Source organism: Flavobacterium sp. GL_143, assembly GCF_057834355.1.
Genome location: NZ_CM174401.1, coordinates 5,482,561 through 5,505,369, shown reverse-complemented (window position 1 = coordinate 5,505,369; position 22,809 = coordinate 5,482,561). Strand labels below are relative to the sequence as shown.

The window sequence follows — 22,809 nt, the reverse complement described above, 5'->3', positions numbered from 1 at the left end:
TTAAAATTAAGTAAACATTCGTTAGTTTAAAAAAACAACAAAACAAATCTGACTCGTTTATTAAAAGTTATTTTTACTAATTGGAATTAAGAACTAAAAAAACATGAAAATTCTTTTACTAGGTGAGTACAGTGCTCTTCATTCTACATTAGCAGATGGGTTAAGGGTATTAGGGCATGAAGTTACTGTAGCTTCTGATGGATGTAAATGGATGGAAAATGATAGAGATATTGATTTGTTTCGCCCTAGATATGATTTTTATAACTCAATTAAATATCTAAGAAGAATACATAATATTTTCAAAAAATTTAAAGGTTATGATATTGTGCAAATTAAAAACCCTTCGTTTTTAGATTTAAACATAAAAAGAAATCTTCATTTTTATCGGTTTTTGTTAAAAAATAATTCAAAAGTTTTTTTAGGAGCATTTGGGACTGATTATTTTTGGGAGAAATTATGTATAGAAAATAAAACACTTAAATATTCGGATTTATTTGTTGGAGAAAAACCTCTTGATATATATAAGTGTGAGTGGTTAGGAAGTCAATTTCAAGATGCAAATATTGAAGTTGCGGAAACGTGTAATGGCATAATTTCATGTTTGTATGAGTATTATAAAGCATATGAGCCTTATTATAAAAATAAATTAGAATATATTCCTTTGCCTATTAATACTGATTTGCTTCAGTATAAACAAAAAGGAATTCAAGAGGGTAAAATCAAGTTTTTTATTGGTATTCAAAAACTTAAATCTAAATTAAAAGGAACTGATTTATTTCTTGAAGAAGTAATGAAAATTCAGAAAGCTTATCCCAAAGAAGTTGTGGTAAATAAAGTTACTTCCTTACCTTGGATGGAGTATGTGAAAATAATGTCACAATCAGATGTAATATTAGATCAACTCTATTCTTATACTCCTGCAATGAATGGTTTGATTGGCATGGCTAATGGTTTAGTTTTAGTAGGGGGAGGAGAAACAGAAATGTATGAGCTATTAAAAGAAAATAATAATCATCCAATTGTTAACGTATTTCCTTCAAAAGAAGATATTTATACTAAATTAGAAATGCTAATACAAAATAAAAAAGCTATTCCTGAAATTTCAAGTAATAGTAGAAGATTTGTAGAACAGCATCATAATTATATCCAGGTGGCTCAACAATATGTTGATTTTTGGAATAGCAAATAGTAATAATTAAATGAAAAAACTATTTGAAATTCTGTATGGTTTTAATAAGCACAATTTATTTCAGTCAATAGCTCTCTACTTCTTTTCCTATGATTATTGTCTTAAATTTTTATTTCAAAAAAAAGTTATATTTGTGGGTATAAAATAAAAAATGGTAAAGGTTTTTACAGAAAATGATATCGAGATTTTGATTTCTACAATGAATCAGGATAGTCTTGATTTTTTATTTCAAATGTTCCCTTTAAAACACTTTTCCAATTACAATATCCTTGTAATTAATCAGTCTAAAACCGCAAATTTATCATCTGAATTCCCTTCAGTTAGGGTAATTAATAGTTTAGATGTTGGCTTATCAAAGAGTCGGAATTTAGCAATAGAAAATGCAATTGGAAAAATTTTATTAATTGCGGACGATGATGTAATTTATCAAAATAATTTTATCAAAATAATTATTGAAGCATATAATAAATTTAATAAAGCAACAGTAGTTAATTTCTGTGCGATTAAAGAAAAGGGAGTTTGTCTAAAAAAATACCCTAGAGGCTCTAGGTTGCAATTAAATAGTTTGGAAATTTTAAATATCAGTTCTATTGAAATGACTATAAATAAAGAAAAATTAGATTTAATAGGGATTCGATTTGACGAGAATTTTGGTTTGGGAAGTAGTTTTGAAATGGGGGAAGAAGCTGTTTTTTTGTTTGATTTAAAAGATAAAAACCAACAAATAGCTTTTGAAAACCAGGTAATTGTAAAACATAAAGGCTTAACTTCTTCTGATAAAATAGATAGTTTACATAAATATCATATTTATGGGGCAATATTAGGTCGTATTTTAATAACGAATTATATATTTTGGTTAATGAGAAAGATATTCTTTGATATTAAACAAAAAAAATTAAAAATTAGTTTCTTTTTCAAGGCAATTGATAATGCTAATAAAGGTCGAAAAAAGATTGAACTCATTAATTATGGAAAATAGAAATAGTAAAATAAATCTGATTTCACTTCCTAAAATAGAAGACAGGAGAGGGAATTTATCAGTAATAGAAAATGATACAATACCCTTTGAAATTAAAAGAGTTTATTATGTGTATGATATTCCTAGTGGATCAGAGCGTGGTGGACATTCGCATAAAGATTTGCAGGAGTTTTTAGTGGCTTTAAGTGGAAGTTTTGACGTTATTTTGAATGATGGTATTTCAGAAAGAATTGTGGCATTAAACAAACCTAATATTGGGCTGTTAATACCAACGGGGATTTGGAGAGAACTAAAGAATTTTTCTTCAGGAGCAGTATGTTTGGTAGTTGCTTCTGATGTTTATATTGAGGATGATTATATTAGGGATTTTGATGAATTTATGTATTCAAAAAAGACTACTGATAAATAGAAAAATCAAAACCTTTTTTTCTCAAAAGTTTTTTTAATTTTAGTAAAAAGATTAATATATATCTAGGTAAAAAGTATATGAACTTAGTTTTAAAAGAAATGTTTTCTTTTAAAATGTTCTTAAATAATTCTTTAGACTTTTTGTTCTCGCCTGCAATCTTATATTGCAATGCATATTCTATTCTGTAAATGTCAAGATATTTTTTTAGACTCGGATTGCTTTCTTCTTGTTGTTTGTAGTCATTAAAGTTTTTTAATTTTTTTTCAAGTATTGGGGTTTTTGAAAGACTATTTTCGATGTAATGTAAATAAGAGGCTGTAACTTTATTACTAATTGCAACAGGGTATTTTGATGCAATTCGAATCCACATATCAACATCTTGTCCGCTGGATATGTTAGGTTTAAAGCAGCCTATTTCTTTAAATACATATTTAGGGATTGCGATTGAAGATGATGTAGCAATAGGATAAGTTAAACTGGTTTCAAAATAATCAGGAATAATGCCTTCAAAATTGATAGGAGTTCTTTTAAATTTAGGAATGTGATTTTTTCCATTACTAAATACTAATTCATAACGTGAAGCAAAAATACCAACATTTGGAAAATTTTGGATTAAAGTTTTCAATGTTTCCAAATGATTAGGCATCCATAAATCATCTGCATCCAAAAAGGCGATATAATTATATTTTGCTTTTTCAATCCCAAGATTTCTTGCTACAGATGCACCTTGGTTTTGTTGGGTATAAAGCTGTATGCGTTTATCATTAAATTCTAGGACTTTTTCCAAGCTATTGTCTGTAGACCCATCGTTTATAATAATAATTTCATAATCTGTAAAACTTTGATCGAGAACACTTTTTATAGTGTTTTCAATATAATAGGCTTTATTGTATAATGGAATAACAATAGAAAAAAATACCATATCATTTTAGCTTTTTAAATTACAATAATATCCCAATTTGTATAGGTCAAATAAAAATAAAGAAGGTTTTTGAGAAAGAAGGTTTTTTTTTATTCTTGTTTGATTTTTTCTGAAAAGAAAAGCTGTAAAATGATTTGTTTTGAGTTTTTTTAGAAATTTATAAGTTTTAATTATTTTACTTTCGTCAGAAGTGATTTTATTGGAATTATAAAGTAATTGAAGATTCTCTAAAGCTATATTGGTTTTGTTTAGAAATAGGATTGAAGTCTCCAGATTCAAATGATATGTGGGGTTTTCAATGCGTAAAATTTCAAAATTATTTGCTTTTAAAACGGAGAAAAAACACAAATCTTCATAACCATACTTTATAATTGCTTCATCAAAAGGATATTGAAGAAAAACTTCTTTTTGAATTAATAAATTTGAAGTTAGAGTTGATTTGGTCTCTCTTTTCTGTCCATAGATCCATCGTAAATATTGTTCTTTCGGAGGTTTTTTATTTTCATAAATAATTCCACCGAAAAATATTTGTTTTGCTGAATCTGAGATAATATCAATGTATTTTTTTATAAAATGACTTTGCGTAGGAAAAGTATCGCAATCTAAAATCAATAACCAATCATACTTTGCTATGCAAGCTAATGAATTAATGTTTTTGCCTCTGCCAATATTGATATTATTAATATTAAAAAAGCAATTGTTAAGAGTACTGATTTTTTGATTATAAATATTTTGCTCAGAATTAGATCCATCATCCTGACAAATAATTTCAAACTCTATTCCAGATTCCAAGCATTGTTTGTGTAGCTCTGTAACAAGAGGATAAATGTTGTAATTATAAACAGGAATAAGAATAGAAAGCATTACACCGTTCTCTGAACCACTTCAAAAATCCTGGCATCTTCACATTTTAATGTTTTCGAAGGGAATTTCATTAATAATGCATAATCATGAGTTGCCATGATAACAGTTTTTCCAAGTGCATTGATGGTTCTTAAAACTTCAAGAACTTCCGAGCTTGTTTGTGGGTCTAAGTTTCCTGTAGGTTCATCGGCAAGGATAAATTCAGGGTCGTTTAGTAAAGCTCTTGCAATTGCTACACGTTGTTGTTCACCACCAGAAAGTTGGTGTGGCATTTTTTGAGTAAACTCTTTCATACCAACTTTATCAAGAACTTCATCAATTTTGCGTTCCATACCTTCTTTGTCAACCCATCCTGTTGCTTTTAGTACAAAAAGCATATTGTCTTTTACAGTACGGTCTGGAAGTAATTTAAAATCTTGGAATACGATTCCGATTTTACGTCTCAAATATGGAATCTCACTCTCTTTTAAAGTTGCCAAATCAAAATCAACAATATGACCTTCCCCTTCAGTTAAGGGTAAGTCACCATATAAAGTTTTCATGAAACTACTTTTTCCTGAACCTGTTTTTCCGATGATATAAAGAAACTCACCGTGTTTAACTTCTAAATTTACGTGAGATAAAATTTTTCTTCCTTCTTGATAAATAGTTACATCTTTAAGAGACAGTACGGTTTGTGACATGATAAAATTAATTTGAATGGTAAAAGTAATAAGTTAACGGCTGTATTCAAAATAAATTTTCCTCAATTAAGGAAATAGTCCTTTATATGTCTTTATTTAAGACAATAAGTGTGTGGTTGTTGGGTTTTATAAGTGTGTTAAATCATGATAGTTGGTTTTTTGTTTATAATAAATACCAAAACGGTTTCGTTATACCCAGTAGAAAATGATACATTTGAATATTAAATTAAAATCACAATGCATAAACTTTCACGGTTATTTTTTATACTAGTTCTTCTTTTATCGATTAAGGTTTCGGCACAAAAGTCGGCTATTTACACCTACGATCTAAAGGATTTCGACAAAGCACTTTCCTTATATAATGACAAACAATATACATCGGCTCAGATTATTTTTGAAAAAGTAAAAGAAAAAGAGACGAGAGAAGAGGTAAAGGCAGACTGTGCTTATTACATCGCCAATTGCGCCATAAGAACCAATCAGCCAAATGCTGATGAGCTTATGGAGCGTTTTGTAGAGGATTACCCAATAAGTACCAAGCAAAATCAAGCATATATAGAAGTTGCTCATTATTTTTTCGACCAAGCTAATTACCCAAAAGCATTGCAATGGTTTGATCGTGTAGATGAGAACTATATGAGTAAGAGTGATTTGGATAAATTCAACTTCCAAAAAGGATATAGTTACTTTAATTCTAAAAAGAAAAAAGAAGCTACAACCTATTTTAACAAAGTAGTAAATTCTCCTGAATATGGTTCTCAAGCCAAGTATTATCTTGGGTTTATGGCTTATGAAGGTGATGATTACAAAGAAGCTACTAAATATTTTGATGAGGTTTCGGGCGAAGAAAAATACAAAGAGAAACTTTCGTATTATCAAGCTGATATGAACTTTAAGTTAGGTAATTTCCAAAAAGCAATCGATTTGGGACAAAAAGCAATGCCTAAATCTAATGAAATCGAAAAATCGGAATTGAATAAGATTATCGGAGAAAGTTACTTTAATTTAAAAGCGTATGATAAAGCAATTCCGTTTTTAGTACAATATAAAGGTAAAAAGGGAAAATGGAATAATACCGATTTTTATCAATTAGGATATGCTTATTATCAGCAAAAAGATTATGAAAATGCCATTTCACAATTCAATAAAATCATTGAAGGAAAAGACTTCGTGGCACAAAATGCATATTACCACTTAGGTCAGAGTTATTTAAATACCGATAAAAAGCAACAAGCATTAAATGCATTTAAAAATGCTGCCGAAATGGATTTTGATAAAGCAATCCAAGAAGATGCAAGTTTAAATTATGCTAAGCTGAGTTACGAAATCGGGAATTCATACCAAACTGTACCAACAGTTTTACTTGATTTCTTAAAGAAATATCCAAATAACTCCAGTAAATCTGAAGTTGAAAAACTATTAATAGACTCTTATATTTCTTCGAAAAACTACAGTGAAGCACTAACTTTATTAGAGAAAAATAAATCTCCAGAAAATAGATTGGCTTACCAAAAAGTGCTTTTTTACAGAGGTTTAGAACTGTATAATGATAACAATTATCAGGAAGCTTCTAAGATGTTTATTAAGTCTCTTAACGAACAAAAAAGCCCGGAGTTTACGGCTCGTGCAACTTTCTGGAAAGGAGAAACGGAATATCTTAATGAAGATTTTAAAAACGCATTAATCAGTTATAAGCAATTTGCAGGTTTGGCAGTAGCCAAAACAACGCCTGAGTTTAAAAATGTGAATTATAATATTGCTTACACCTATTTTAAATTAAAAGAATATGATAATGCTGCAAATTCATTTCAGGCACAAATCGATAATACCAAAGATGATGCTTCAAGATTACATGATTCATATTTAAGATTAGCCGATTGTCGATTTGTAACTTCTAAGTATACTTCGGCGATGGAAGCTTATACTAAAGTTATGACTTTTAAAGGTGTCGATGCTGATTATGCCTATTTTCAAAAAGCCATTTGTTATGGTTTTATGAATAAAAATGATAAAAAAATCGAAGAACTTAACGGGTTTCTTCAGATGTACAAAAAATCAGAATATCGTGACGATGCCATGTTTGAGCTAGCAAATACGTATGCTGCCGAGAAAAAAACAGAGCAGGCAATTAAAACTTATGATCAATTGGTTGCAGAATTCAAGAATGGAGCTTTCACTGCAAAATCTATTTTGCGCGAGGGATTAATTTACTATAACTCCGATAGAGATCAATTGGCTTTGGTGAAATTTAAAAAAGTAGCTGCCGATTTCCCTAGAACTCCCGAAGCTCTTGAAGCAGTTTCTACAGCGAGATTAATTTATGTAGATAATGGAAAAGTAGATGAATACGCTACTTGGGTACGTACGCTAGATTTTGTAGCTGTTACAGATGCCGATTTGGATAATGATACTTTCGAAGGAGCAATAAAACAATATGAGCAAAATAATAACAAACAAGCTATTGTAGGTTTTAGTAATTACGTAAGCAAATTTCCAAAAGGAATCCATGCGCTTGAGGCGAATTTTAAATTAGCCCAAGCGTATACTACCGAAGGTTCTGAGAGTAAATCGATTCCTAATTATCAATATGTAATCGAGCAACCTCGTAGTGAATATACAGAGCAATCTTTAATGCGTTTAGCGCAGATATTCTTGAAATCTAAAGATTGTGATAAAGCAATTCCGGTTTTATCTCGTATAGAAAACGAAGGAGATTCTTCGCAAAATAAAACATTTGCACAAGCTAATTTGATGAAGTGTTATTATGATAAAAACGATTATAGTAACTCGGTTGTGTATGCAGAAAAAGTATTGCAAAACCCTAAAACGGATGAAAATGTAAAAAGCGATGCGCAAATTATTGTGGCAAGAGCAGCAATTAAATCTGGAGATGAGGATAAAGCTAAAACGGCTTACGCAAAATTAGCTACAACATCCAAAGGAGAATTGGCTGCAGAATCATTGTATTATGATGCTTACTTTAAAAATAAAGAAAATAAATACGATGCGTCGAATGCAACGGTACAAAAACTAGCTAAAAACTATTCATCATTCAAATATTTTGGTGCCAAAGGATTAGTATTAATGGCAAAGAATTTCTATGGCTTAAAAGATAGCTATCAGGCAACTTATATTTTAGAGAATGTAATTCAGAATTTCACTGCTTATCCAGATGTAGTTTCTGAGGCCGAAAAAGAATTAAGTGCTATAAAAGCAGAAGAGTCTAAAACGAATTCATCGATTACAAAGTAGAAAATAGAGCAAAAAGAGTATAGATAATAGAGACAAGAAAAATAGATAAGTCTTTTCTCTTTAATCTTTGCTCTCAAAAAAATAAAATATGAAAATCAATTTCCAAAATAAATATATCGCTTTTCTTTTGCTGCTAACTTCTCAGTTGACTTTAGCGCAGAAAAAAGACGAAACAAAAAAGAAAGAAGAAACAATTGGTACCGAGGAAGTAAATGTGGTAAAAGCATATTCGCCTACAATCTCGGATGCTTTTAAAGTAAAAGAAATTCCTTCATTAAATGATGAAGGGAATGCTGCTAAAGAAACGATTAAATACACCATTTTTTCTTTTCCGGTAGCATCTACTTTTACACCTTCAAAAGGGAATGCTCAACTGGTTGATAAAGCTAAAAAAGAGCATTTGTTTACTAATTATGCTACTGCAGGAGTTGGTAATTACGGTAATTTAAATGCCGAATTATTTGTAGCGCAGGAATTAGGAAACAATGATTATGTAGCAGGAATGTTCAAGCATCAATCTTCGCAAGGAGGTATTAAGGATGTAGATTTAAATGATAAATTTTACGATACATCACTAGATTTAATTTATGGAGTAAAAAATAGAGATATGTCCTGGAATATTGATTTAGGATATCAAAACCAGATTTATAATTGGTATGGTTTACCAGTAGATTTTGGTTCAACATTAACTCCTCAAGACCGTGGAATACTAATTAATGGTATAAGTCCAAAGCATTCGTATAACGGAATTAATCTTGGCGGAAATATCGATTTTAGTGATGGTATTTTTACTAAGGCAAGTATGAAGTACAGTCATTTTTCGGACGGTTTAAAATCTTCTGAAAATAGATTTTATATAAAGCCATCTTTTAAAGTCGAAATAATGGATCAATCTATAAATACAGATGTAATTGTAGATTATGTTGGAGGAAGTTTTGAAAATAATTATGAGAAAACAAACTTACAGCCTATAAAATACGGATTTACCAATTTTGGACTATCACCAAGTTTTGTAATGCAACAAGATGATTGGACGCTTAATTTAGGAGCTAAATTGTTTTATAGTTTAGATAATGAAAATAGTAATAGTAAGATTTTAGTGTATCCAAATGTAACTGCTTCGTATAAAGTAGTTGGGGATTTAATGATTTTTTATGCTGGAGCAGAAGGAAATTTAGAACAAAATACCTATATGGATTTTGTAGATCAAAACCCGTTTTTATCACCAACACTGAATATTAATCCAACGGATATGCAATTTAATATTTTTGCTGGATTAAAAGGGAAACTAGCTAATAATGTAAGTTATAAAGTTCAGGGATCTTATGTAAACGAAAGAAACAAAGCTTTGTTTAAGAGTAATGACTATACAGAAGATATAACTAATGAAAATTACGCTTTCGGAAATTCATTTCAAGTTGTATATGATGATATGACAACAATGCGTTTTTACGGAGAGTTAAAAGCTGATTTCTCAGAGAATGTTTCTTTTGGAATCAACGGAACTTTTAATAGCTACAGTAATGATCATCAGAGCGAGGCTTGGAATTTGCCAACAATGAAATTAAGTGCTAATCTTGATTTTAATATTACCAAACAATGGTACGCAGGATTCAATTTGTTTTATGTAGGAGAAAGAAAAGACGAACAAGTAAATACAAGTTTAGCTATTGATGCTAGCCCGATTACATTAAAAAGTTATTTTGATTTAAATGCTCATGTAGGATATAAGTACAGCGATAGATTAACATTTTATTTAAAAGCAAATAATATTACTAATCAAGCCTACCAGAGATGGTTAAATTACCCAGTTCAAGGTTTTCAGATTATGGGTGGAGCTAATTATAAATTCGATTTTTAGGTTTATTTAACCGCAAAGACTGCAAAGTTTTACGCAAAGTACGTTAGGATTATTTAACCAAAAAAATACAAGATTCGCTAGATCTTTTTTAAGATTTAGCGAATTTTGCTTTTTAATTAATGTTAATCTATATCTAGTAAATAAACTTTCTTTGTGGTCTTTGTGTGAAACTTTGCGTTCTTCGTGGTTAACTCCTCAAAGTTCATATTAAATAAATTCTTTTTTGCGACCTTTGCATAAAACTTCGCGCACTTTGCGGTTAATATTTTATTATGACTTTCAAGCAAAAAATACACGCCTATTATTTACAAATGGTTCAGGATCGAATAGATGTTTTTAAAGACATGATTTCAGCATTGACCGAGGATTCTAAAAATGATGCAAAAGGTTCGGCAGGTGATAAGCACGAAACAGCTTTGTCGATGATGCATATCGAACAGGAAAAGCTAACCAATAAATTAAAAGAAGCGATTAGTCAAAAAGCTATTTTGGATCGAATAGATGCTGAGTCTGTGGCTTCGACTATTATTGTAGGGAGTTTGGTTCAGGCAAACGGTATTTATTTGTATCTAAGTGTTGCTCTGCCAAAAATAACTATCGATGGTATTAATGTAATTGCATTATCTCCTCAATCTCCACTTGGGAGTAAATTAATGGGGAATGCTGTAGGTTTTGAATTTGATATTAATACAACTCATTACATAATAGAGAGTATTTGCTAGGCTTAAACGCTTCAATTATTCGTGACTTACTTTGGTTTAATGTGCTCAAATTAAAATCTATAACCAGCATTCTGTTTTTTGTATATTAAAAATTACATTTTTATTGTAAATAGTTTATTTTGGTTTTAATTTATAACTAAAATAGCTATTTGTGTTTTGTATATGTAACTATTATCGCATATTTGCCTTATCAAAATAAACAAAACATCAAAAATATATAGTTATGTGCGGAATAGTATGTGCCTTTGACCTAAAACAAAAAGCAGAAACCTTAAGACCTCAAGTATTAGAAATGTCAAAAATCATTCGCCACCGCGGACCAGATTGGAGTGGTATTTATAGTAATGATAAGGTAATTTTGTCGCATGAGCGTTTGGCAATTGTAGATCCTGCTTCAGGAAAACAGCCTTTGTTTACTGAAGATAAGAAATTAGTTCTGGCTGCAAATGGCGAAATATACAACCATAGAGAATTACGTAAACAATTTGAAGGGAAATATAACTTTCAAACAGAAAGTGATTGCGAAGTTATCTTAGCACTTTATAAAGAAAAAGGACCTCATTTTTTAGATGAAATGAATGGTATTTTCGGATTTGCAATATATGATGTAGAAAAAGATGAGTATTTTATTGCTCGTGATCATATGGGAATTATTCCGTTATATATTGGATGGGATCAACACGGAACTTTTTACGTAGCTTCAGAATTGAAAGCTTTAGAAGGATATTGTACAAAAATACAGTTGTTTCTTCCAGGACATTATATGACAAGCAAAGACGGCGAATTTGTACAATGGTACAAAAGAGACTGGATGGAGTATGATGCAGTAAAAGACAACGAGACTAGTATTCCTGCGATTAAAGAAGCGTTAGAAGCTGCGGTTCACAGACAATTAATGAGTGATGTTCCTTACGGGGTTTTACTTTCAGGAGGTTTAGATTCGTCTATTACTTCGGCTGTAGCCAAAAAATTTGCGCAAAAACGTATAGAGTCTGATGATACTACAGATGCTTGGTATCCGCAATTACACTCTTTCTCAGTAGGATTAGATGGTTCTCCTGATTTAGCAGCGGCTCAAATCGTAGCAAAACACATCGGAACAATTCACCACGAAATTAAATTCACCATTCAAGAAGGCTTAGATGCAGTTCGTGATGTGATTTATAACCTAGAAACGTATGATGTAACTACAGTCAGAGCATCAACTCCAATGTGGCTAATGGCAAGAGTTATTAAGTCAATGGGGATTAAAATGGTATTGTCTGGTGAAGGTGCAGATGAATTATTTGGAGGGTATTTGTATTTTCATAAAGCGCCAAATGCGAAAGAGTTTCATGAAGAAAACGTTCGTAAACTAGGTAAATTGCATATGTATGACTGTTTGCGCGCAAACAAAAGTTTAGCAGCCTGGGGAATTGAAGGACGTGTACCATTCTTAGATAAAGAATTCATGGATGTTGCCATGCGTATTAATCCACAAGATAAAATGATCAATAAAGAACATCCTATGGAAAAATGGGTTGTTCGTAAAGCTTTTGAAGATATGTTGCCGGAAAGTGTTGCTTGGAGACAAAAAGAGCAGTTTTCTGATGGAGTAGGCTATAGCTGGATTGATACTTTGAAAGAAGTGGTAGCAAAAGAAGTTTCGGATGAACAATTGGCAAATGCGAAATACAAATTCCCTTTGCAAACACCAACTTCTAAAGAAGAGTATTATTACCGATCTATTTTTGCAGAACATTTCCCGAGTGATGCTGCGGCTTTATGTGTACCTCAGGAAGCAAGTGTGGCTTGTAGTACAAAAATTGCATTAGAATGGGATGAAGCATTTAAAAACATGAACGATCCTTCAGGTAGAGCAGTTGCAAGTGTTCATGATGATGCTTATGTTAAAGCATAAAAAGGAGCAATTGTTTTAGAGTGAAATAATATAAAAGAAAACGCTCTCAATTTTGAGGACGTTTTCTTTGTGAATATAAAACTATTGATTCAATGGGGTGAAAAGAAATTTTAACCATATTTGTTATCGCAAAATTTTAAAAGTATTAAAAAGATATAGTTATGTGTGGAATATTAACCATTATTGGAAAAGGAAAAGACCCGCAACTTGTAAAAGAACTTTCAGAAAGAATGTCACATCGTGGTCCAGATGAAAGTGATTTGCATATAATGGAAAAAGGGCATATCATGAGTCATGAACGTCTTTCTATTATAGATTTACATTCGGGAAAACAGCCTATTCAGGGAACATCTTCTGCTTGGATGGTTCATAATGGTGAAATATACAATCATCAGGCTTTAAGAGATGGTGTTTTAAAAGGACATACTTTTAGAACAAAGTCTGATTCAGAAGTAATTGTTCATTTGTATGAAGAGTTTGGTTATGATTTTTGTAACATGCTGGATGGAGATTGGGCTTTTGTAGTGATCGATGGAGATGATTTTATTGCAGGAAGAGATCCGTTAGGAGTAAAGCCTTTGTATTATGGGTTGGATGAAAGAGGAAGAATCTATTTTTCATCAGAAATGAAACCTATTGCAGATCAATGTAAGTCATTTTCGACGTTTCCTCCAGGACATTATTACACACCAAAAACTGGATTTGTAAAATACTATCAACCAGAATATGAAGATTATTTAAAGGCAGATCAAAATTTAGATTTAGACTTAATCAGAGAAACTTTAACAGAGGCAACTCGTAAGCGTTTAATGAGTGATGTACCAATCGGAGTATTACTTTCAGGAGGGTTAGATTCATCTTTAACATCGGCAATTGCTTCAAGATTATTGGCTGAAAGGGGTGAGAAACTACATTCGTTTTCTATCGGATTAGATGCTGATGCTCCAGATGCAAAAGCAGCTAAAAAAGTGGCTGAGTTTTTAGGAACTGAGCACCACGAAATACATTTTACGATAGAGCAAGGGATTGAAATCCTCGATAAATTAGTTTGGCATCTGGAAACTTATGATGTAACATCAATTCGTGCAAGTACGCCAATGTATTTCTTGTCTAAAGCAATTACTGATATGGGAATAAAAGTAGTGCTTTCAGGTGAAGGAGCAGATGAGATTTTTGGAGGATATTTATATTTTAGAAATGCTCCATCTGCTGAAGAATTTCAAAAAGAAACAATCGAAAGAGTTCAGAAATTATTTACTGCCGATTTGTTAAGAGCAGATAAGTCAACAATGGCTCACGGATTAGAGGCTAGAGTTCCGTTTTTAGACAAAGCTTTTCTTGATGTGGCAGTTCGTGTCAAACCAGAAGAAAAACAGCCTAAAACGTACGATGGTAGAGAAAAATATATTTTAAGAAAAGCTTTTGATACACCAGAAGATCCATATTTGCCTGCAGAAGTATTGTGGAGACAAAAAGAACAATTTTCTGATGGAGTAGGTTACAACTGGATTGATCAATTAATAGAGTATTGTTCATCTAAAGTTACAGATGAACAATTGGCTGGAGCAGCTGTTGAGTTTTCTTATAATTCACCAACTACAAAAGAAGCTTATTTTTACAGATCAATATTTCATAAATACTACCCACAGGTTAGTGCAGCGCAAACTGTTAGAAAATGGATTCCAAAATGGCAAGAAAACCAGGATCCAAGTGGTAGAGCAAATGCAGCACACGTAAAAGCCGATACAGAAATTGCTAAATCGGGAGTTGCAGTTTAGTAAAACGAGTTTCATTTTGAGTTAGAAATATTAATTAAGTCAATTAGCAAAATTTCAAAACAACATTTTTAATGTGCGTTTTGGAATTTTGTCGTTTATAAGAGTTAGGGTTTTTGTTTTTTATGCTTTTAAAAACTTGATTTTTTAATAATATGTTAATAACTTAAGTGCTTTAAATGGTATTTTAACGGATATATAATTTGCGTTTTTATATATTTGCGTGTTAGACAAATATTACATTTTTTAGAATAAATTATATGAGCGAAGAAATCAAGAAGAGCAATTATTCAGCAGATAGTATTCAGGCATTAGAGGGAATGGAGCATGTAAGAATGCGTCCATCGATGTATATTGGAGATGTGGGTGTTCGAGGACTACATCATTTGGTTTATGAAGTAGTAGATAACTCTATTGATGAGGCCATGGGAGGGCATTGTGATACCATAGGTGTTGCGATAAACGAAGATGGATCTGTAAGTGTAGAAGATAATGGTCGTGGTATCCCAGTAGATATACATAAAAAAGAAGGTGTATCGGCATTAGAAGTTGTAATGACTAAAATTGGTGCTGGAGGTAAATTTGATAAAGATTCATATAAAGTTTCTGGAGGTTTGCACGGTGTTGGGGTTTCGGTAGTAAATGCCTTGTCAAATCACTTACGTGCAACTGTTCACAGTAGTGACGGAAAGGTATATGAGCAAGAATATGAGAAAGGAAAAGCTTTATATCCAGTTAAACAAATTGGAGAAACTACAAAAAGAGGAACTATTGTAACCTTTTATCCTGACGAAACAATTTTCACACAAACTACAGAGTTCTCATATGATACTTTGTCAGCTCGTATGCGTGAGCTTTCTTTCTTAAACAAAGGAATCACAATTACATTTACTGATAAAAGAGAAGTTGATGAGAAAGGTGAGTTTAAAACAGAAATATTCCATTCTGACGAAGGATTAAAGGAATACATTCGTTATCTGGATGGAAATCGTGAGCCGATTATTGCACACGTTATTTCTATGGATCATGAAAAAGGAGAAATCCCTGTAGAAGTAGCTTTAATTTACAATACAAGTTATACAGAGAATATTTTCTCTTATGTAAATAATATTAATACACACGAAGGAGGAACGCACCTGCAAGGTTTTAGAACTGGATTAACCAGATCGTTAAAGAAATATGCAGATGCTTCTGGAATGTTAGACAAATTAAAGTTTGATATTTCTGGAGATGACTTCCGTGAAGGACTTACAGCAATTATTTCGGTAAAAGTAGCTGAGCCACAATTTGAGGGGCAAACAAAAACTAAACTAGGAAATAGAGAAGTTGTTTCGCCAGTAAGTCAGGCTGTGAGTGAAATGATTGAGAATTATTTGGAAGAAAATCCAAATGATGCTAGAATCATCGTTCAAAAAGTAATTCTTGCTGCTCAGGCACGTCACGCTGCTAAGAAAGCACGTGAAATGGTACAACGTAAAACCGTAATGGGTGGAGGCGGATTGCCAGGAAAACTTTCAGATTGTTCTGAGCAAGATCCGGCACGTTGCGAAGTATATCTTGTCGAGGGAGATTCGGCGGGTGGAACTGCAAAACAAGGTCGTGATCGTGCATTTCAGGCAATTTTGCCATTACGTGGTAAGATTTTGAACGTTGAAAAAGCGATGCACCATAAAGTGTTTGAAAACGAAGAGATTCGTAACATATTTACAGCTTTAGGAGTTACAGTTGGTACTGCTGAAGATAGTAAAGCATTGAATTTAGAAAAACTACGTTACCATAAAGTAATTATTATGTGTGATGCCGATGTCGATGGTAGCCACATTTCTACTTTAATATTAACATTCTTCTTCCGTTTTATGAAAGAGCTAATAGAGGAAGGGCATGTATATATTGCTGCTCCACCTTTATACTTGGTTAAAAAAGGAAATAAAAAAGAATACGCATGGAATGATGTTCAACGTGATCAAGCTAACGAAAGAATGGGCGGAAGTGCAGCAATTCAACGTTATAAAGGTCTTGGGGAGATGAACGCAGAGCAATTGTGGGAAACTACAATGGATCCAAGTTTCAGAACATTACGTCAGGTAACAATTGATAGTTTAGCAGAAGCTGATAGAGTTTTCTCTATGTTAATGGGGGATGAGGTTCCGCCACGTAGAGAGTTTATCGAGAAAAATGCAGTTTATGCAAAAATTGATGCTTAAAAAAGTTTAATTGTTTATATTTTTAATTGACTGTTGCTTATATTAGCAGCTAAGTAAATTGATTTAGAGTAAACAATTAACCCGAAAAAAAAATTAACTAATAACCGAATAAATTTTAAAATATGAAAGTTACCATTGTAGGAGCAGGAAACGTTGGAGCCACTTGTGCAGACGTTATTTCTTATAGAGGAATTGCAAGCGAAGTAGTATTGTTGGATATCAAAGAAGGTTTTGCTGAAGGTAAAGCTTTGGATATTATGCAATGTGCTACAAATACAGGTTTTAATACCAAAGTATCTGGGGTAACAAATGATTATTCTAAAACCGCAGGTAGTGATGTAGTAGTAATTACATCAGGAATTCCTAGAAAACCAGGGATGACACGCGAAGAATTAATTGGAATCAATGCTGGAATTGTGAAAACAGTTGCAGAAAATGTATTGAAACATTCGCCAAATACTATTATTGTTGTAGTTTCAAATCCTATGGATACAATGACTTATTTAGCATTGAAATCAACAGGATTACCAAAAAATAGAATTATTGGTATGGGAGGAGCGCTTGATAGTTCTCGTTTTAGAACTTATTTATCTTTAGCCCTGGATAAACCAGCCAATGATATTTCGGCTATGGTAATTGGAGGTCATGGTGATACAACTATGATTCCGTTAACACGTTTGGCTTCATATAATGGGATTCCAGTAACGGAATTTCTTTCAGAAGAAGTTTTACAAAAAGTAGCTGCCGATACTATGGTAGGAGGAGCTACACTTACTGGCCTTTTAGGAACATCGGCTTGGTATGCACCGGGTGCTTCTGTTGCTTATTTAGTTGATAGTATTTTAAATGACCAAAAGAAAATGATTGCATGTTCTGTTTTTGTTGAAGGCGAGTACGGACAAAGTGATATTTGCATTGGTGTGCCATGTATTATTGGTAAGAATGGTGTAGAAGAAATTTTAGACATCAAATTAAATGATCAGGAAAAAGCATTATTTGCTAAGAGCGCCGATGCGGTTAGAGGAATGAATGACGCTTTAAAATCGATTTTAGTATAAGATTTACGAGTAAATAGGAAAAGACTGCACTTTTGCAGTCTTTTTTTTGAGATTAATTAATAAATAAATTGGTTAATCTTTTCGTTAATTATATATTTGCTCGGTTTAAAAAAAATAATGTAATTCGTGATTCCGTTATTTAGATATAAAAAATAGCTTAACAGCTTGATTTTGTGGAATTTAAAACAAAACAAACTATAAAACATAATTAATTTTTAGTAATAATGCAGAATAAAGGACTTATTAAATTTTTCGCAATTCTATTTGCATTGGTAAGTATTTACCAACTTTCCTTCACTTTTGTCGCTGATAAAGTAAAAAGTGATGCGAAATCTTTTGCAGGAGATAATCCTGATAAAGAATTAAAATATTTGGATTCTATTGGTAAAGAAAAAGTTTTCAATCTAGGATTTACTAGTTTTACTTTTAATGAAGTAAAAGAAAAGCAAATCAATAAAGGTCTTGACTTAGAGGGAGGAATCAACGTTATTCTTCAAATCTCTGTTAAAGATGTTTTAAAAGGATTGGCTAATAATTCTAAAAATCCAGTTTTTAATAAGTCATTAGCTGATGCAACTGCAAATCTAAAAGGAAATCAAACGTATTTAGATGCGTTTTTTGAAGCTTTTGAGGCAAACTCAAATGGAACAGTAAGATTAGCTTCTCCAGAAATTTTTGCTAACAGAAGTTTGCAAGGTGAAGGTGGTATCGATTTTCAAATGAGTGATGCTCAGGTGAAAAAAGTTATCAAAAGAAAAGTTGATGAGTCTGTAGAAAGTGCTTTTGGAGTACTAAGAAAACGTATCGATAAATTTGGTGTAACTCAACCTAATATTCAAAAAATTGGAGAAACAGGAAGAATTCTTGTTGAACTTCCAGGTGCGAAAGATGTTGATAGAATCAAGAAATTATTGCAAAGTACTGCTCAATTAGAGTTTTGGGAGACTTACAAAATTGAAGAAATGGGTAATTTCTTAATGGCTGCTAATGATGCCTTAAAGAAAACCGAAGTTAATAAAGTTGAAACTAAAGCTGTAGTAAAAGATTCATTAAATGATTTACTTACAGGTGGTAAAGATTCACTTGCTACTAAAAAAGGAAACAATCCTTTATTTGACAAAATGATAGGTCAGGGTGGAGGACCAGTTTTAGGTCTTTTCTCTCCAAAAGATACTGCTGTTGTAAACGGTTATTTAAAAAGACCAGATATCAGAGTATTATTAGGTGCTGATCAGCATTATGCAAAATTTGTTTGGGGAAAACCAACAGATGTTAAAGATGCAAAAGGTAAAGAAATTGAAGCTGTTGAATTATATGCTTTGAAAGGAAATAGAGATAATGTTGCTGCTATGGGCGGTGGTGTTGTAACTGATGCTAAAGATACTTTTGACCAAATGGGTAAACCAGCTGTTTCTATGCAAATGAACAGTCAAGGTGCAAGAGCTTGGGAAGAATTAACAGGTAGAGCTTATACTCAAAAAAGCAATATCGCTATCGTTCTTGATGATATCGTATATTCAGCTCCAGGAGTTTCTAGTGGTCCAATTTCAGGAGGAAGATCAGAGATTTCAGGTGTATTTGATGTTACAGAAACTAAAGATTTAGCTAACGTATTAAGAGCTGGTAAATTACCTGCTGCTGCAGATATTGTTCAGTCAGAAGTTGTAGGACCATCCCTAGGACAAGAAGCTATTGATAATGGTACAACATCGGCTATCGTGGGATTACTTTTAGTATCTCTTTGGATGATGATTTATTATGGTAAAGCTGGTTGGTATGCAAACCTTGCGTTAGCAGTTAACTTACTTTTCTTATTCGGTATTTTGGCAAGTTTAGGTGCAGTTCTAACTTTACCTGGTATTGCAGGTATCGTATTAACAATGGGTACAGCAGTAGATGCGAACATTATTATATATGAAAGAGCAAAAGAAGAATTGCGAGCAGGTAAAACACTTGATGAAGCAATTAAAACTTCTTATAGCTGGAGAGGTGCGATGTCATCTATTACAGATGCAAACGTTACACATATTTTAACAGGAGCGGTATTATTTATATTTGGTTCAGGACCAATTAAAGGATTTGCTACTACATTGTTAATTGGTATTATAACCTCTTTATTTACTTCTATTTTTATCGCTAGAATATTTATTGATAGAAATATTAGCGGAAAGAATGATTTAACTTTCGTTACTAATTTCTCTAAAAATATGTTTAACAACTTCCATTTTAATTTCTTAGGAGCTAAAAAATGGACGTATTTATTCTCAAGTATCGTTGTTGTAGTGAGTATTACATCATTATGTATTAACGGACTTGATCAAGGTGTGGATTTCGTTGGAGGAAGAACATTCCAGATACGTTTTGAAAAACCAGTAGAGGCAGAAGTTGTTAAAGATGAACTAGCAGTAGTTTTTGGTAGTGCCGAAGCAAAAGTTTTTGGTAGCGATAACCAATTGAAAATTACTACTAAATATAAAGTAGAAGAGCACGGTATTAAAGCAGACGAGGAAGTAAACAAATTATTGTTTGAAAACTTGAAAAAGCACTATTCTGAAGGATTAACTTATGATAAGTTTGTTAACTCTTTCGAAGGTAATGGAGGTAAGAAACTTGGTACCTTACAAGCTTCTAAAGTTGGACCTACTGTTGCTGAGGATATCAAAACAAATGCATATTGGGCTGTACTTGGAGCAATGGCAATTGTGTTCTTATATTTAATGATTAGTTTTAGAAAATGGCAATTTAGTTTAGGTGCGATTGCAGCTATTGCTCATGATGTTATCTTCGTATTAGGTATTTATTCATTATGTTACAAATTCATGCCATTTGGTATGGAAGTAGATCAGCACTTTATTGCGGCGATCCTTACTGTAATTGGATACTCGATGAATGATACTGTAATTGTATTTGACAGGGTTCGTGAATTCTTAGCAGGGAAAACAAAAGGTTCTTTTGAGCAAATTGTAAATGACTCTATTAATACAACAATGTCAAGAACAATCAATACTTCATTAACGATGATTGTGGTATTATTGATCATGTTTATTTTTGGTGGAGAATCAATTAGAGGATTTATCTTCGCTATGTTGGTAGGTATTATCGTAGGAACATATTCTTCGTTATTTATCGCAACTCCAGTATTGGTAGATTCTATCTCTGCAGCTGATAAATTATCGATTGAAGAAAGACATAAAAACGCATAACAGTTTTTATAACTATATATTTAAAAAGGATTCAATGAAAATTGAATCCTTTTTTTTGTGTAAAAAAATATAGTTTCAAAAGGGTAAAGAGATAAAAGAGTTGTGATGTATGAGTAGCAAAGGACTGAAAGTAGCAAAGGTTAAAGGTCACAAAGGATTAAGAGGTTGGGTAAAGAATAATGAATATTTGAAATAGTAAAAAGCCTTGAGCTTTTAAGTAGTATGGAATGCTAATTTTATTCATAATACAATTCAATCTTATCTTTCTTCAGAAAGAATCTTTGCAAGTAGCTCGTTAATAGAAAAGGCATGTGCTTTCTTAGGGGGAATTAAAAGACAGCTTATCTGGCAAGTCGTTGAGAGTAAAATTCAAATTAGGAGGAATGCCAAGTTTCTGAAATGGGTAATTAATACTGAAGTAAAAAAAAGACCCGATACTTTCATATGAATGTATCGGGTCTTCTTATTAAGTATGTTTTATTTAGCTTTTTAAGGCTTTTTTATTGGCTCTAATCATAAAGTAAGCTCCAACTATTATAAAGGGAATACTTAGCCATTGTCCTGTTGAAAATAAGCCTAATTCGTTTTCAAAACCACCTTGACTTCCTTTTACAAATTCGACTATAAAACGAACTACAAATAAAAGAACTAGAAACAAACCGAATAAAAATCCAGGTTTTTGGCTTGCATTTGTTTTCCAGTATAAATAGTAAAGGATTGCAAACACAAAGATGTAGCAAAAACCTTCATATAATTGTGCTGGATGTTTTACGGGAACTTGTGCTAATAAGTTGGCAAATTTTGGATCTGTAGCAATAGCAGTATATGCGTCTTTTGGATTAGCAATCTGAGTTTTGTTTACTGCATCATTTTTGCTGAAATATTCATGTAAAAAACGAATTCCAAAAATAGAGTCGGTCTCATTTCCTGTAATTTCTGAATTAAAGAAATTACCTAAACGTACAAATATTGCTCCACTGGCAACAGGAATTACCACCCTGTCTAATATCCATAACAAAGGACGTTTTAATATTTTTTTGCTGTAATAGTACATTGCAATTATAATTGCGATTGCTGCACCATGACTAGCTAATCCTTGGTATCCTGTAAACTCAAAATTTGGACTAAAGCGGAATGGTAAAAAGATTTCAGAAATATGATTTCTATAATATTCCCAATCGTAAAATAATACGTGACCTAAACGTGCTCCAATTAAAGTAGCTAAAACTGTCCAGATAAATAAAGAATCTAATTTGTCGATTGGTTCATTTTCACGTTCGAAAATTTGTTTCATTATGTACCATCCTAATCCAAAAGCAATTACGAACATTAGGCTGTAATAACGAATCATAAAAAAACCTAAATCAATTCCCTCCGAAGGATTCCAAACAATGTTTAAAGCGTGTATCATGTAGTAATATATTTTTATTTTGTAAAAATAAATATTTAAAGTAAAGTTATACTTTATAAAAAGTTAATGTTTGTGATTGCATTTCTTTTCAGGAACAGGATCGTAGCCACTTCTTCCCCACGGATGGCAACTCAATATTCGTTTGATGCCTAAATAGCCGCCATAAAATAAACCATGGGTTTGTAATGCTTCAATCATATAACTCGAACAGGTTGGCTCAAAACGACAAGCTGCCGGAGTAAATGGAGAAATAGCATTCTGGTAAAACCGAACGAGTAAAACAAATGGATATATTAATATTTTTGATATCATATGCTCAGTAATTCAGTGTCGCTATTAAAAATATCAATACAAGACTATTTTCTAATGTTCATATG

Annotated in this window: 16 protein-coding genes; 11 read left to right on the top strand and 5 right to left on the bottom strand. The window is 32.0% G+C overall.

The genetic code is table 11. The features are described from left to right. Positions 1–103: 103 nt before the first annotated feature. From AC3IPI_RS23190 to AC3IPI_RS23180, 3 genes are all read left to right on the top strand, one after another. Complete coding sequence (locus AC3IPI_RS23190) at positions 104–1,189, top strand: glycosyltransferase family protein (RefSeq protein WP_489156082.1); 1,086 nt, start codon at positions 104–106, stop codon at positions 1,187–1,189. Between the two features lie 151 nt (positions 1,190–1,340). Continuing rightward, positions 1,341–2,168, top strand: a complete 828-nt coding sequence (locus tag AC3IPI_RS23185; RefSeq protein ID WP_489156080.1) for a glycosyltransferase family 2 protein — start codon at positions 1,341–1,343, stop codon at positions 2,166–2,168. Beyond that, positions 2,158–2,577, top strand: a complete 420-nt coding sequence (locus tag AC3IPI_RS23180; protein WP_039119924.1) for a sugar 3,4-ketoisomerase — start codon at positions 2,158–2,160, stop codon at positions 2,575–2,577. The genes AC3IPI_RS23185 and AC3IPI_RS23180 overlap by 11 nt, the downstream gene beginning before the upstream one ends. On the opposite strand, the gene AC3IPI_RS23175 is transcribed toward AC3IPI_RS23180, so the two are convergent. The 3 genes from AC3IPI_RS23175 to AC3IPI_RS23165 are packed head-to-tail and all read right to left on the bottom strand — an operon-like array spanning position 2,564 to position 5,046. After that, on the bottom strand, positions 2,564–3,499 hold the full coding sequence (locus AC3IPI_RS23175) for a glycosyltransferase family 2 protein (RefSeq protein ID WP_489156078.1): 936 nt from the start codon (positions 3,497–3,499) through the stop codon (positions 2,564–2,566). The genes AC3IPI_RS23180 and AC3IPI_RS23175 overlap by 14 nt on opposite strands. 6 nt (positions 3,500–3,505) lie before the next feature. Continuing rightward, the gene (locus tag AC3IPI_RS23170) at positions 3,506–4,363 is read right to left on the bottom strand and encodes a glycosyltransferase family 2 protein (RefSeq protein ID WP_489156076.1); all 858 of its coding nucleotides are present in this window, start codon (positions 4,361–4,363) and stop codon (positions 3,506–3,508) included. Next, entirely contained in the window at positions 4,363–5,046 is a 684-nt protein-coding gene (locus AC3IPI_RS23165) for a cell division ATP-binding protein FtsE (protein ID WP_039119235.1), read from the bottom strand. The genes AC3IPI_RS23170 and AC3IPI_RS23165 overlap by 1 nt, the downstream gene beginning before the upstream one ends. A gap of 237 nt (positions 5,047–5,283) precedes the next feature. Between AC3IPI_RS23165 and AC3IPI_RS23160 the strand changes: the two genes are divergently transcribed. From AC3IPI_RS23160 to secDF, 8 genes are all read left to right on the top strand, one after another. Next, positions 5,284–8,298 (top strand): tetratricopeptide repeat protein, encoded by a 3,015-nt coding sequence (locus AC3IPI_RS23160; RefSeq protein WP_489156073.1) that lies wholly within the window; start codon positions 5,284–5,286, stop codon positions 8,296–8,298. An 88-nt stretch (positions 8,299–8,386) separates the two neighbouring features. After that, positions 8,387–10,159: a TonB-dependent receptor gene (locus AC3IPI_RS23155; RefSeq protein ID WP_489156071.1), complete on the top strand. Its 1,773-nt coding sequence runs from the start codon at positions 8,387–8,389 to the stop codon at positions 10,157–10,159. A 272-nt stretch (positions 10,160–10,431) separates the two neighbouring features. Continuing rightward, a complete protein-coding gene (locus AC3IPI_RS23150; RefSeq protein WP_039119238.1) occupies positions 10,432–10,881 on the top strand; it encodes a hypothetical protein in 450 nt (149 codons plus the stop codon). A gap of 223 nt (positions 10,882–11,104) precedes the next feature. Continuing rightward, on the top strand, positions 11,105–12,781 hold the full coding sequence (gene asnB / locus AC3IPI_RS23145) for an asparagine synthase B (protein WP_489156069.1): 1,677 nt from the start codon (positions 11,105–11,107) through the stop codon (positions 12,779–12,781). A 161-nt stretch (positions 12,782–12,942) separates the two neighbouring features. Then, positions 12,943–14,559, top strand: a complete 1,617-nt coding sequence (gene asnB / locus AC3IPI_RS23140; RefSeq protein WP_039111146.1) for an asparagine synthase B — start codon at positions 12,943–12,945, stop codon at positions 14,557–14,559. Between the two features lie 257 nt (positions 14,560–14,816). Further along, positions 14,817–16,760: a DNA topoisomerase (ATP-hydrolyzing) subunit B gene (gene gyrB / locus AC3IPI_RS23135; RefSeq protein ID WP_039111145.1), complete on the top strand. Its 1,944-nt coding sequence runs from the start codon at positions 14,817–14,819 to the stop codon at positions 16,758–16,760. 122 nt (positions 16,761–16,882) lie between these two features. Further along, complete coding sequence (gene mdh / locus AC3IPI_RS23130; RefSeq protein ID WP_039119242.1) at positions 16,883–17,818, top strand: malate dehydrogenase; 936 nt, start codon at positions 16,883–16,885, stop codon at positions 17,816–17,818. A 224-nt stretch (positions 17,819–18,042) separates the two neighbouring features. Next, positions 18,043–21,021, top strand: coding sequence for a protein translocase subunit SecDF (gene secDF, locus AC3IPI_RS23125; protein ID WP_489156066.1), 2,979 nt, complete (start codon positions 18,043–18,045; stop codon positions 21,019–21,021). Between the two features lie 481 nt (positions 21,022–21,502). Here secDF and lgt read toward each other — a convergent pair whose 3' ends face one another. Beyond that, on the bottom strand, positions 21,503–22,432 hold the full coding sequence (lgt, locus tag AC3IPI_RS23120) for a prolipoprotein diacylglyceryl transferase (RefSeq protein ID WP_489156064.1): 930 nt from the start codon (positions 22,430–22,432) through the stop codon (positions 21,503–21,505). 63 nt (positions 22,433–22,495) lie between these two features. Further along, the gene (gene yidD, locus AC3IPI_RS23115) at positions 22,496–22,744 is read right to left on the bottom strand and encodes a membrane protein insertion efficiency factor YidD (protein ID WP_082001743.1); all 249 of its coding nucleotides are present in this window, start codon (positions 22,742–22,744) and stop codon (positions 22,496–22,498) included. Between the last annotated feature and the right edge of the window lie 65 nt (positions 22,745–22,809).

What these genes read in the sequence shown, in the direction of transcription:
- AC3IPI_RS23190 (WP_489156082.1), top strand. Translation starts at nt 104, where the DNA reads ATGAAAATTCTTTTACTAGGTGAGTACAGTGCTCTTCATTCTACATTA.
- AC3IPI_RS23185 (WP_489156080.1), top strand. Translation starts at nt 1,341, where the DNA reads ATGGTAAAGGTTTTTACAGAAAATGATATCGAGATTTTGATTTCTACA.
- lgt (WP_489156064.1), bottom strand. Translation starts at nt 22,432, where the DNA reads ATGATACACGCTTTAAACATTGTTTGGAATCCTTCGGAGGGAATTGAT.
- AC3IPI_RS23165 (WP_039119235.1), bottom strand. Translation starts at nt 5,046, where the DNA reads ATGTCACAAACCGTACTGTCTCTTAAAGATGTAACTATTTATCAAGAA.
- AC3IPI_RS23155 (WP_489156071.1), top strand. Translation starts at nt 8,387, where the DNA reads ATGAAAATCAATTTCCAAAATAAATATATCGCTTTTCTTTTGCTGCTA.
- gyrB (WP_039111145.1), top strand. Translation starts at nt 14,817, where the DNA reads ATGAGCGAAGAAATCAAGAAGAGCAATTATTCAGCAGATAGTATTCAG.
- AC3IPI_RS23180 (WP_039119924.1), top strand. Translation starts at nt 2,158, where the DNA reads ATGGAAAATAGAAATAGTAAAATAAATCTGATTTCACTTCCTAAAATA.
- mdh (WP_039119242.1), top strand. Translation starts at nt 16,883, where the DNA reads ATGAAAGTTACCATTGTAGGAGCAGGAAACGTTGGAGCCACTTGTGCA.
- asnB (WP_489156069.1), top strand. Translation starts at nt 11,105, where the DNA reads ATGTGCGGAATAGTATGTGCCTTTGACCTAAAACAAAAAGCAGAAACC.
- yidD (WP_082001743.1), bottom strand. Translation starts at nt 22,744, where the DNA reads ATGATATCAAAAATATTAATATATCCATTTGTTTTACTCGTTCGGTTT.
- AC3IPI_RS23150 (WP_039119238.1), top strand. Translation starts at nt 10,432, where the DNA reads ATGACTTTCAAGCAAAAAATACACGCCTATTATTTACAAATGGTTCAG.
- AC3IPI_RS23170 (WP_489156076.1), bottom strand. Translation starts at nt 4,363, where the DNA reads ATGCTTTCTATTCTTATTCCTGTTTATAATTACAACATTTATCCTCTT.
- AC3IPI_RS23175 (WP_489156078.1), bottom strand. Translation starts at nt 3,499, where the DNA reads ATGGTATTTTTTTCTATTGTTATTCCATTATACAATAAAGCCTATTAT.
- asnB (WP_039111146.1), top strand. Translation starts at nt 12,943, where the DNA reads ATGTGTGGAATATTAACCATTATTGGAAAAGGAAAAGACCCGCAACTT.
- secDF (WP_489156066.1), top strand. Translation starts at nt 18,043, where the DNA reads ATGCAGAATAAAGGACTTATTAAATTTTTCGCAATTCTATTTGCATTG.
- AC3IPI_RS23160 (WP_489156073.1), top strand. Translation starts at nt 5,284, where the DNA reads ATGCATAAACTTTCACGGTTATTTTTTATACTAGTTCTTCTTTTATCG.